We start from the raw sequence: 12,548 nt of genomic DNA on the forward strand, positions 1-12,548 counted from the left end.
ACTGCTTAACAACTTGCTAGCACAAGTCCCCTTAAAGTAAACATAAAAATGAAAAAAATAACGACAATACTATTATTAACCATATCAGTAATTTGCTTTGGTCAAAAAACAATTAATTTCGCTGACTCGATTAGGAAATCATATAACATCCCCGAAATTAGTTACGCCGTAGTCGACAGCAGATCCACACTGGAAATCGCGGCTTTAGGAAAGCATTCGGTTAATCTTCCGGATGCAGCGACATTAAACGACAGGTTCCATATTGGTTCCAATACAAAAGCGATGACAGCGTTTATTATTGCCAAATATGTAGAAAATGGAAAACTAAAATGGACAACCCAATTTTTTGATCTATTTCCCGAATGGAAACAAAAAAGCAAACCGGAGTATGCTAATATGACATTACAGGATTTACTGTCACACAAAGCAGGAATACAACCATTCCAAGGAGAAGATGACCCTGTAATTCCCGGCTTCAAAGGGACAAATCCGGAAAAAAGAAAACAATTTGGGCAGTTCGTATTAACGCTGGAACCTGTAAAACCCGACGAGCAAAACCCGTTCATTTATTCGAATGCAGGATATACGCTGGCCACATTAATGCTAGAAAAAGTAACTCATAAAAGCTGGGAACAATTAGTTGAAAAGGTATTCAATAAGGATTTAAAATTAAATGTGAAATTATCCTGGCCCGAAAATCAAAAGCAAAAAGATACCTGGGGACATAGAACAGAGGATGGTAAGCTGGAGCCGGTTCCTTCTAACTTTGACTATCATTTGGACTACACCGAACCCGCTGGAGATCTAAATATAAAGCTTAAAGATTACATCAAATTTATTCAGCTCAATTTAAAAGGTCTTGAAAAACAAGATAATTACCTGAAAGCAGAAACATATACTTTTATCCATAAGGGAATCCCAAACTATTCCCTCGGCTGGTTTAATATTTATGAAAACGGAAAAGAACTTTCGACACACTCCGGTACTGCAGGAACATACTATACTCTTGTGCACATCGACAGATTAAAAAATAAAGCCTATATAATTTTCACAAATTCCTTTAATCCGGATACGCAGCAAGGTGTAAGGCTTTTAATGAGAAAGCTGAAAGAAAACTATGGCAGCTAGAAGCGTAGCCCAATTGGCTATGTGTAAAATCCATAAAATCTGACGTAGCCCAATCCCTGAGGTCTTAAAGCACAATTACAAACCCTCGTGAGTCTTGCATTAAACAGCTATCGCATTTTTTAAAATAAATAAATATAATTATTTCATAAATTAAAATTAATTATTCTATATTGGTGCCGCGTATTTGACAGCAGAAATTTTAATGGAAAATCTGACATTACAAGACTTAAGGTTTATAAATGAAATAAGTAATCGAAATTACAAGGATAATTTTTTTCTAAGCAATGCAATAGCTGAAGAAAAACAACATCTTCAAAACATTAAGTTAAAATTAAAAACTATTGCAAATTTTTTCAAGCAAAAATATGATGCAGGTTATGGAATTTTTGAATCATCAATAGTAACAGGAAATGACATTGCCATTGGTGGCACTAGGTTGAAACGTATTTGGTCTGGAATATTTAAAGGAAATACGAACAAACAATATTCTGCTCAAATAAGTTTTGTATTAAATCCACATAAACCGTGCCTTGATGTTGGATTTTTCTTTGGTAGGGCACACGGACATAGTGTAAAAAAAGAAGAAAAATTAAGATTAGAAACTGAATTAAAAAATTTAGCTATCAGTATAAGTAATAAAATAAATGAAGATCAGCTTTATAAAGAAAAATTTTATAATTTATGTGATTTAGGTTTTACCGCATATAGCAATAATTCAAGGGTTAGTTTTGAAGATTGGGCAAATATAATTATTAAACATACCAATACATCACAAATTTTAGTTGAAGTATATCCTAATGAAATAGGAGAAATCGAATTTTCACAACTTGATTTCTATGTTTCTCAAATTATCTTTTTATTATCAGCTATCTCAACTAATGGTGAAGAACAAAAAATTAAGCCTTTGTCAATTGAGCAACGAACAAAACAATTACAAAGATTAAGTGAGATAGGTTTAAAAGGTGAAAAATATATTTTTGAAATAGAAAAAAAACGTTTAAAAAGCCACGATAAACATCCTATTCATAAATCTTTAGTATCGGATCATTATGGTTATGATATACATTCTTACGATGAATATGGTAATGATCAATTAATTGAAGTAAAGACCACATGTAGAATGAAAGGAGAATACAACTCCCAAAAGTTTTTTTTATCAACAAATGAATATAATGTCTTTCAGAAAAATAAGGAAAGGTACAAGTTATATCGTGTTTATGACATAGAAGGGAATCCACATTTTGAGATTATTGATCTAGAATCTATCGAAATATTTTCAGATGGATATTATTGTATTTACTAAAAAAATCCCCACGCTGCACAAAGTCTCCAGGCTTTGCGCCAACAACAAAACTGTTAATCAGTACCTCAACAAAAAACCCTTTCAGAGTTTGAAATTCTGAAAGGGTTAATTATTTATGGAGAATAAGTTTTTACTTTTTCTTCGCCGGTGCTTTCTTCGCAGCCGGCTTTTTAGCAGCTTGTTTCTTTTTCTCGGCAAAAGCTTTCGGATCCTGCGCGGTGATCCATTTTTTCACTTCGTCGAGAGAAATGTCTTTCAGTTCATCAGCCTCATATTTAGAATCATCTTTCTTTTTCGGGATTTTGAAGTTCGCTTTTCCAAACTTGATAAATGGTCCCCATCTTCCGTTCTCGATAGCGATTTTTTCTTTTTCCCATTGCTGGATGTAGCGGTTGGCCTCTTTGTCCAGTTTGGCATCAATCAGTTCATTGATATCACTTTGGGAAAGATTGTCGAAGTCGTAACGCTTCGGCACATTCACGAAAATGTTTTGGTATTTGATAAACGGCCCGAATCTTCCTGTTCCTTTAGTTACCGGCTCACCTTTGTAAGTGGCGATAGGCGCGTCGGCTCTTTTCTTTTCGTTGATGATCTCTTCTGCTCTTTCCTGGTTCACAGACAATGGATCTTCGCCTTTCGGGATGCTGATAAACGTCTCGCCCCATTTCACATAAGGCCCGAATCTCCCAACACCCACTGACACCGGCTGACCGTCAAAATCCTGAAGATCAAAAGGCAGCTTGAACAGCTCCAAAGCTTCCTCCAGTGTAATGGTAGCGATATTCTGGTTAGACATCAGTGATGCAAATGTCGGTTTCTCCTCATCATCCTGCTCGCCGATCTGGATCATTGGCCCGAATCTTCCGATTCTTGCATGAACATTTTTACCAGACTTTGGATCAATACCTAAGATTCTCTCTCCAGTTGCTCTATCTGCATTTTCCTCGACGTCCTCAATTCTTGGGTGAAATTTGGAGTAGAAATCCGTCATCATTTCTTTCCACTTTTGTTCACCGCTCGCGATCTCATCAAAGCCTTCTTCCACTCTCGCCGTGAAACCATAATCCAGAATCTCCGCAAAGTTATCGGTTAAGAAATCATTTACCACTTCACCGATATCGGTTGGAACAAATTTATTTTTATCACCGCCAAACTTCTCTTCGAGAACTTCTTTTTTGACACCGGATTTGCCCAATGTCATCTTAATGATCTCTCTCGTTTGTGGTTCTATTTCTCTTTTATCCACATACTCGCGGTTTTGAATGGTTTGAATTGTTGGTGCGTAAGTCGAAGGACGACCAATTCCCAATTCTTCTAATTTCTTAACCAATCCCGCTTCTGTAAATCTCGCAGACGGTCTCGTAAATTTTTCTGTAGCTGTGATTGTTTTATAGTCAAGAGTTTCACCAACTTTTACTTTTGGCAACAGCTTTTCATTGCTTTCATCGTCGTCATCTTCTGTTTTGACAATGCCATAAGCCTTAAGGAATCCATCGAAAACAATCACTTCGCCTTGCGCTTCAAAATGCTGTGGTAATTTCGGATTCCCGATCTCGATCACCGTTTTTTCGATTTTTGCATTTTCCATCTGGGACGCCAGTGTTCTTCTGTAGATCAATTGATACAGTTTGTTCAATTGTGCATCTCCAATTGACTTAACAGAAAAATCTGTCGGACGGATCGCCTCGTGCGCTTCCTGTGCAGAAGAAGATTTTGTTGTATAATTTCTCGGCCTGGAATAGCTCTCGCCGTATTCTGAAATAATTTGCGCTTTTGCACCGTTGATCGCTTCCTGAGAAAGGTTAACAGAATCCGTTCTCATATAAGTAATGAATCCTTCTTCATAAAGTCGCTGCGCCAAACGCATAGTAGTCGTTACATTGTAACCCAATCTGGAAGACGCTTCCTGCTGCAAAGTAGATGTTGTAAAAGGAGCAGACGCTGTGCGTGTCCCCGGTTTTGTCTCAACATTCAGAACTTTGAATTCTGTAGCTTTGGATTGTTCCAGGAATTTTTCGGCTTCAGATTCTTTTTCGAAATCTTTTTTCAGCTTAGCTGCGATCTCCTGTTTTCCGTCATTCAGGAAAATACCTTCCACTTTGAAACTTGGTTTTGGAACAAACTCACGGATCTCTTTTTCTCTCTCTACAATTAATCTTACCGCAACTGACTGGACTCTACCTGCCGACAATCCTGTTTTAACTTTTTTCCAAAGAACCGGTGACATCTCGAAACCAACGATTCTGTCCAGAACTCTTCTCGCCTGTTGAGCGTTAACCAGGTTTTGATCAATATCTCTTGGGTTTTCGATTGCTTTCAGGATCGCATTTTTGGTGATCTCGTGGAAAACAATTCGTTTTCTGTTTTCAGGTTTTAATTTTAATTCATCTGCCAGATGCCATGCAATCGCTTCTCCTTCTCGGTCCTCATCGGAAGCCAGCCAGACCATCTCCGCACTTTTAACAGCGCTCTTCAGTTCTGCCACTAACTTTTTTTTATCAGCAGAAACTTCATAATCAGGCGTGAAATTGGAAAGATCAATTCCCATCCCTTTTTTAGGCAGATCACGAATGTGTCCGAAGCTGGATTTGACCTCGTAATCTTTACCTAAATATTTCTGAATCGTTTTTGCTTTTGCCGGAGACTCGACGATGACTAAATTTTTTGGCATTCTAAAAAAATTTTTGCAAAAGTAGGAGTTTTTTTATTACCAATCGATTTAAGAATTATTTCTATTGTCTATTCCTTATATATATTATTGATTTCAGAAAACCTCTTTTAACAAAACATTAACTTTTTTTCATTAAATTCGCAGACTCAATTTAAAAAAAATTGTTTTTAAATATTGAGAATGAACACGTTCGCAGAAATAAAAAACTTTAACCATATTTAAAACTGAATACAGCAGTTTAAATCAAAATGCATCGCTTTTTCATCTTTTTATATTATCTGATTGCCAAGAACCGGCTCATTTCCATCGCAGCAGCATTGGGAATTCTTGTCATTTGTGGTTTTTTTGCTTCTAAAATTAATTTTGAAGAAGACATCAATCAGATTATTCCGAAAAACGACAAATCTGATTTGACGGCGAAAGTTCTAAAGCAATTGAACTTTTCAGACAAAATTATTGTCATCATTGAGAACAAATCGAAAGATGATAATTTCCAGCTTTCAGAAACTGCAGATACTTTTTTACATAAAATCGAACCTTTACAAAAATACATCAGTTCGGTTCAGGGAAAAGTAAATGACAACGAAATTTCTGAAACTTTTGATTTTGTCAATCAGAATCTGCCTTTATTTCTGGATGAAAACGATTATCAGGAAATTGAAAGAAAACTTAACAAAGACAGTATTGCAAAACAGGTAGAGAACAATTATGTGTCGCTGGTTTCGCCAACAAGTTTAGTCACCAAAGAATTTATCAAAAAAGATCCTCTCGGAATCACTTTTCTCGGAATCAAAAAACTCAATGCTTTAAATATCAGTAAGGATTTCAAGCTGGAAGACAATTACATCGTTACCAAAGACGGAAAAAACCTCCTGCTCTTCATCGATCCTAAAAATAAAAGCAACGACACGAAAAACAACGAAGTTTTTGTCAATCAGTTAAATGAAATTAAAGACAACCTCAACAAAGAATTCAAAGGAAAAACTGAAATCAGCTATTTTGGTTCGCCGGTAATTGCGGTTGCCAATGCCCAACAAATCAAGAAAGACATTCAGAATACGGTTATTATTTCGATGACGGTTCTGTTGATTTTGTTGATGTATTATTTCAGAAATTTCTTTACACCGCTGATTGTTTTTTTACCGACAGTTTTTGCTGTTTTCATTTCACTGATGATTTTATACTTTATTAAAGATAAAATCTCGGCAATTTCGCTCAGCGTCGGAGCAATTTTAATTGGAATTACCATCGATTATGCCCTTCATATTTTAACGCATTACAAGCACAACAACAATACTGAAGAGCTTTACAAGGAAATTACGCAACCGATTATTCTGAGCAGCGCAACTACGGCGGTTTCATTTTTGTGTTTGGTTTTTGTCCGTTCTGAAGCGTTGAAAGATCTTGGGCTTTTCGCTGCGATTACAGTTTTCCTGTCGTCTTTTACCGCTTTAATTATTGTTCCGCAACTGTATCATCCGAAAGAAAAATCTGATAAAGTTAGCACGAATTTCATCGATAAAATCGGAAATTACCCTTACGAAAAGAACAAACCGTTGATTATCGGATGTTCTTTGATGATAATTGCGTGTCTTTTTGGTTTCCGTCACGTTGGTTTTAACGAAGACATTGGTGATTTAAATTACATTCCAAAAGATTTGAAAATCAGCGAAGCGAAACTTGAAAAATTATCGGACCTTACTTCAAAATCGATTTACACGATTTCTTATGGAAATTCTGAAAATGAAGCTTTGGCGAGAAACTCTCAGCTGAGCCGGTTTTTGGAAAAAGAAAAGCAGGAAGGAAAAATCCTGAGCTATAATTCGCTTGGAAATGTTGTTTTATCGAAAGAAGACCAACAAAAAAAGTTTGAAAAATGGAACCAGTTCTGGAATCAGAACAAAAAAAATCAGACAATCTCTGAATTGGTTCAAAATGGGAATAAATTCGGATTCAATGCTTCTGCTTTCGATAAGTTTAATGAAAATTTAAATAAATCCTACTCCACTTTAAGTTTAAGAGATTATGAAAAAATAAAAGCCCTTCAGATTTCAGAATTCCTAAGCAACGAAAATGGATTTTACACTGTTTCGAATGTGGTGAAAGTGGACGAAAAGAAACGCGATGCTTTCATCAAAGATGTTGAAAAAAATCACGATGCTTTGGCAATCGACCGCCAACAGATGAACGAGAACTTTTTAGGTTTGCTTAAAAATGATTTTAATACGCTAATCAATTACTCACTTTTAGCTATTATTCTTACGATTATTGTTTTCTTCAGAAATTTCGAATTGTCTGTTTTGACGATGTTTCCGATTGTTTTAACGGGAGTTGTGACTGCAGGAATTTTGTATTTTCTTGGATTAGAATTAAATATTTTCAGCACCGTTGTCTGCACTTTGGTTTTCGGAGTCGGTGATGATTTCAGTATTTTCCTCACGAAAGCGATGCAGAAAGAACATACAACAGGAAAAAATGAACTTCCAACATACAGAATTTCGATTATTTTGGCAGTTTTCACAACGATTTTATCCATCGGTTCTTTGATTTTTGCAAAACATCCTGCTTTACATTCTTTGGCTTTGGTCGCATTGATCGGAATGTTTTCAGTGATTGTAATTACCTCAACTTTGTATCCGTTCTGGTTTAGATTTTTGATCATTAACAGGCAGAAAAAAGGTTTATCGCCGATTACTTTCAGACTGTTTTTGCACTCTGTTTTATCATTTCTTTATTATGGTTTGGGTGGATTATTTTTTTCTTTTTTCGGAACTATTTTTGTGAAGAATGCGAAAGGAAACACCTTGATTTTCATTAAAAAATTCATTGCAAAATATTTAGGTTCAGTTTTGTACACCAATCCTTTTGTTAAAAAAACTGTTATCAGAAATCCAAACGAAGACTTCGGCAAACCTTCTATTATTATTGCCAATCACACATCGTTTCTTGACACATTAGCGATGGCGATGACGACTCACAAAATCGTTTATCTTGTGAATGACTGGGTTTATGAATCACCAATTTTTGGAAAGTTAGTAAAGGCATTGGGTTTCTATCCCGTTTCTCAAGGCATTGAAAACGGAATGGAAAAGTTGAGAGAAAAAGTGAAAAATGGCTATTCTCTAATGGTTTTTCCGGAAGCGAAACGTTCTTATGACAACGACATCAAGAGATTTCATAAAGGTGCATTTTATCTTGCCGAGCAATTTGATCTGGACATTGTTCCAGTTTATATCCACGGCAATTCAGAAGTCCTGCCAAAAGGCGATTTCATAATCTATGACGGTGCAATCACAGTAAAAGTCGGAGACAGAATTAATAAGGATGATTTGAGTTTTGGAACAAATTATTCCGAAAGAACGAAGAAAATCAATGCTCTGTTCAGAGAAAAATTTTCTGAATTGAGAACTGAATTGGAAGATGAAAACTACTTCAGAAAGAAATTATTCTTAAGTTTCCTTTACAAAGAAAATGAAGTTGTAAAGGAAATCAAACGAGATTTTGAAGCTAATAAGTCGGTTTATTTTGAACTGAATCAATACATTGCAAAAGACACCGTTGTTCTGCATATTGCGGATGATTATGGACAAAAAGATGTTTTACTGAGTCTTTATCATGCTAGCAGAAAAATTTTTAGTTTCATCGGCAATGAAGAAAAACGGGAAATTGCCGGACAGAATTATATTGTAAAAACCAGAAAAATCAGTTACATCAAAAATATTTCCAATGTCAACAAAAATATTGACGTGCTTTTGATTTCTGATGACCATTTTAGCTTTTCAAAAATCTCTGATCTACCAGAAACCGTTATACTGTTAAAAACAAAAGCGTTATTGTTCACTAATCAGAATTATTCCTTAATATTTGAATCAGGCGCTATAAAAATTTACAAAAAAAATCAGAATAAAGGCTAAAAATCATAGTTTTGTATAAAACCATTTTTATTAATGTCTAAAAAAATTCTTGTCATATACTATTCGCAAACCGGGCAGCTGAAGGATATTGTGAAGAATATAGCTCAGCCGTTTGAGGAAAAAAAGGACGAATATAGTGTTACCTATTATAACATCCAGCTTAAAAAGGATTTTCCTTTTCCATGGCCAAGTGATGTGTTTTTCAATACATTTCCGGAGTCTTACCTTCAGATTCCAAGTGAAATCCTTCCACCACCGGAAGATGTTCTGAATCAAAAATTTGATCTCATCCTTTTCGGATATCAGGTTTGGTATTTGACGCCTTCGATTCCGATTATTTCGTTCCTGAAAAGTGGTTATGCAGAAAATATTTTGAAAGATACACCAGTCGTTACAATCTCTGGAACCAGGAATATGTGGATGCTTTCTCAGGAAAAACTGAAAGTCTATCTGCGTGATTTGAAGGCTCAATTAGTAGGAAATATCGCGTTGGTTGACAGACACGATAACTACACCAGCGTACTTACAATCCTACGTTGGCTAACAACCGGACAAAAAGAAAAATCCGGAATTTTACCTGCCGCGGGAATTTCTGACGAAGAAATTGCCGGTTCTGTAAAGTATGGTAAGATTATTGAAGGGCATTTGCGCGAAAATAGCTTAAAGGATCTTCAGCCCGATCTGGTAAAAAACGGAGCGGTAGAGATAAGACCTTTTTTGGTAAGAGTAGAAAAAGTCGGGAACAAAATTTTCACCGTCTGGTCGAATCTGATTATCAAGAAAAAAGAAAAGCGTCCTTTGCTGATAAAATTCTTTAAGGTATATTTGATGGCAGCGATCTGGATTATATCTCCGATCGTTTTAATATTTCATATATTATTAGCGCCATTATTATGGTTTAAGAGAAAAAAACAAAGAGAATATTTACAAGGAATTAATTTAAAATAAAAATGAGTAACGTTTATATCACCAAATCTTCTACATACTTACCAAATGAACCGATAGCCAATGATGATATGGAAACCTATCTTGGTTTGGTAAACAACACACCTTCCAAAGCAAGAGCTTTGATTTTGAGGAATAATCAAATCAAAACCAGATATTATGCGCTTGACAAAAATGGACAACCCACTCATACCAATGCTCAGATTACAGCTAATGCAATTAACGGGCTTTTTGATGAGAATTTTAAAAAAGAAGATATGGAACTGTTGTCTTGCGGAACAACGTCTGCAGACCAAATACAGCCGTCTCACGCATCAATGGTTCACGGTGAATTGGGTATGAACAAATCTGTGGAGATCAATACATCAATGGGACTTTGCAACTCCGGGATGAATGCGCTGAACTACGGTTTTCTTTCTGTAAAAGCAGGTGTAAAAAACAATGCGGTTTGTGTTGGTTCTGAGCGGTTTTCTTCTTGGATGACAGCGGATAAATTTGATCATGAAGCAGAGAATCTGAAGCTATTGGAAGAGAGACCAATCGTAGCGTTCAAAAGAGAATTTTTAAGATGGATGCTTTCTGACGGTGCTGGTGCATTTTTATTGGAAAACAAACCAAGAGAAAACCAGACATCATTGAGAATCGAGTGGATTGATTTTTATTCTTACGCTCACGAGATCGAGGCTTGTATGTACTCCGGTTGTGAAAAACAGGAAGACGGAAGTCTAAAATCCTGGGCAGATTATCCTTCTGATGAGTGGTTGAAGCAATCTATTTTTGCTTTGAAGCAAGACACAAAAATTCTGGATCAGTATATCCTTGTAAAAGGTGCGCAGAGTTTGAGAGCTTCTTTTGACAAACATGAGCTGGATCCGGAATCTATAGATCACGTGTTAGCACACATCTCTTCCGGTTATTTCAAAGATGGATTGAAAGAAGAATTTGCCAATGTAGGCTTAGATTTTCCTTGGGAAAAATGGTTCTATAATCTTTCCGAAGTTGGAAATATCGGTGCTGGATCCATCTTTATTGCTGTAGAGCAATTGATGAATTCTGGGAAACTGAAAAAAGGAGAAAAAATCCTTCTTTGTGTTCCGGAAAGTGGACGATTCGCTTATTCTTGCGCATTATTGACAGTTTGTTAATGGAAAACTTGTTACCAAATTCTGACAAAAACTTCATAGAAAGTCTGATTCCTCAAAAGTTTCCTTTTGTAATGGTAAGCGGGCTTGTAGAATATTCGGAAAATCATTTGATTTCCGAATTTGTCATTAAAGAAGACAATATTTTTGTTAATGACAATACGTTTCAAGCCTCTGGTTTGATTGAACACCAGGCGCAGAGTGTAGCTTTGCATACGGGTTACAAATATTTTCTTTTAGGAAAGGAATCTCCTACAGGTTACATCGGTGCTATCAAATCTTTTGAAGCCGAAAGTTTACCTCAAACTGGAGATGTATTAAAATCCGAAGCGACTATCATTAATGAAATGATGGGCGTAACATTGGTAGAAATCATTACAAAAATCAATGATAAAGTGATTGCAAAATCGCAGATGAAAACCATTGTGAAATAATAAAAAATAAACCACAAAGTCAAGAAAGGAAAAGTAATTAATCTAAGTTCAAAAGAAGAATAGTTTTAAAGTGACAATCTTTTTTGAGCTTTTTAAAAATAAAAATGGCAAAAACTTTTGTGACTTTTGTGGTTAAAATAAAATATGGAACCGAAGACTGAAAACTTAATCAACATCCACAATTTTTTACCTCATCGCGAACCGATGCTGATGACGGATTATATTTTGGAATTGACGGAAGATAAAGTCATCACATCATTCAGAATTACTCAAGACAACATTTTTGTTCACAATAATGAATTTGTTGAAGCAGGTTTGATTGAAAATCTCGCGCAGACCTGTTCATCCATTCTCGGACAAAGTTTCTTCGAAAATCCTGATGCAGACACAAAAGTGATTGGTTTCATCACCAATATTAAGAAAATTGAAGTCTTTGCTTTACCGAAAGTGGGCGATAAGATCATTTCAAAAGCCTCTCTGATTTCTCAGTTTGAAAACATCTGCCATATCTTCTGCGAGACATTTAACAATGATGAATTGTTGATAAGAGCTGAAATTAATTTGTTTATTCAAGAAGTAAAACACTAAGCCAATGAAAAAACAAGACCTTCCTCAGGACGAAAGCAATCTGAAGTCAGCCAACATGACCGAAGTGTTGTATGTGACCGACGAAAATGATAATTACACCACAGCCAACAGCATTGGCTGGGATGCTAAGAAAGCAGCACTCGAAGAATCGATGGAACTGATTCATGAGCGTATTGAAGACGCAAAACAAGATGTTGCCAATCATAAAGTAAGCCCTATTATTTATTTCATGGAGCTGAATAAAATGGATTTACAAGTTCTTGCAGCCTATGTCGGAATGTGGCAATGGCGCGTAAAAAGACATGCAAAACCAAAAATTTTTAAAACACTAAGTGAATCCGTACTGAAAAAATATGCCGACGCTTTCGGGATTTCAGTAGATGAATTAAAAAACTTCGACGGAAAATAAATAGAAACCTTCAA

General features: G+C 35.7%; 9 protein-coding genes. 8 read left to right on the plus strand and 1 reads right to left on the minus strand.

The window, feature by feature from the left end; all coding sequences use genetic code 11:
* Nucleotides 1-48 precede the first annotated feature (48 nt).
* Nucleotides 49-1,128: a serine hydrolase domain-containing protein gene (locus AC5P2S_RS16190; protein ID WP_494555595.1), complete on the plus strand. Its 1,080-nt coding sequence runs from the start codon at nt 49-51 to the stop codon at nt 1,126-1,128.
* Nucleotides 1,129-1,330: 202 nt separating this feature from the next.
* On the plus strand, nt 1,331-2,431 hold the full coding sequence (locus AC5P2S_RS16195) for a protein NO VEIN domain-containing protein (protein WP_494555596.1): 1,101 nt from the start codon (nt 1,331-1,333) through the stop codon (nt 2,429-2,431).
* Between the two features lie 130 nt (nt 2,432-2,561).
* On the opposite strand, the gene topA is transcribed toward AC5P2S_RS16195, so the two are convergent.
* Entirely contained in the window at nt 2,562-5,102 is a 2,541-nt protein-coding gene (gene topA / locus AC5P2S_RS16200; RefSeq protein ID WP_494555597.1) for a type I DNA topoisomerase, read from the minus strand.
* A 248-nt stretch (nt 5,103-5,350) separates the two neighbouring features.
* On the opposite strand from topA, the gene AC5P2S_RS16205 reads away from it, so the two are divergent.
* The 6 genes from AC5P2S_RS16205 to DarG all read left to right on the plus strand — a co-directional run bounded on the left by AC5P2S_RS16205 (nt 5,351) and on the right by DarG (nt 12,534).
* Nucleotides 5,351-9,016: an MMPL family transporter gene (locus AC5P2S_RS16205; protein ID WP_494555598.1), complete on the plus strand. Its 3,666-nt coding sequence runs from the start codon at nt 5,351-5,353 to the stop codon at nt 9,014-9,016.
* A gap of 33 nt (nt 9,017-9,049) precedes the next feature.
* Entirely contained in the window at nt 9,050-9,964 is a 915-nt protein-coding gene (locus AC5P2S_RS16210; protein WP_283417834.1) for a dialkylrecorsinol condensing enzyme DarA, read from the plus strand.
* Nucleotides 9,965-9,966: 2 nt separating this feature from the next.
* Nucleotides 9,967-11,106, plus strand: a complete 1,140-nt coding sequence (gene darB, locus AC5P2S_RS16215; RefSeq protein ID WP_494555599.1) for a dialkylresorcinol biosynthesis protein DarB — start codon at nt 9,967-9,969, stop codon at nt 11,104-11,106.
* Entirely contained in the window at nt 11,106-11,537 is a 432-nt protein-coding gene (locus AC5P2S_RS16220) for a hotdog family protein (RefSeq protein WP_494555600.1), read from the plus strand. The genes darB and AC5P2S_RS16220 overlap by 1 nt, the downstream gene beginning before the upstream one ends.
* Before the next feature lie 144 nt (nt 11,538-11,681).
* On the plus strand, nt 11,682-12,125 hold the full coding sequence (locus AC5P2S_RS16225) for a hotdog family protein (RefSeq protein ID WP_283417831.1): 444 nt from the start codon (nt 11,682-11,684) through the stop codon (nt 12,123-12,125).
* Between the two features lie 4 nt (nt 12,126-12,129).
* A complete protein-coding gene (DarG, locus tag AC5P2S_RS16230; protein ID WP_494555601.1) occupies nt 12,130-12,534 on the plus strand; it encodes a flexirubin biosynthesis protein DarG in 405 nt (134 codons plus the stop codon).
* Nucleotides 12,535-12,548 lie beyond the last annotated feature (14 nt).

This window comes from Epilithonimonas sp. 33E, from assembly GCF_059372615.1.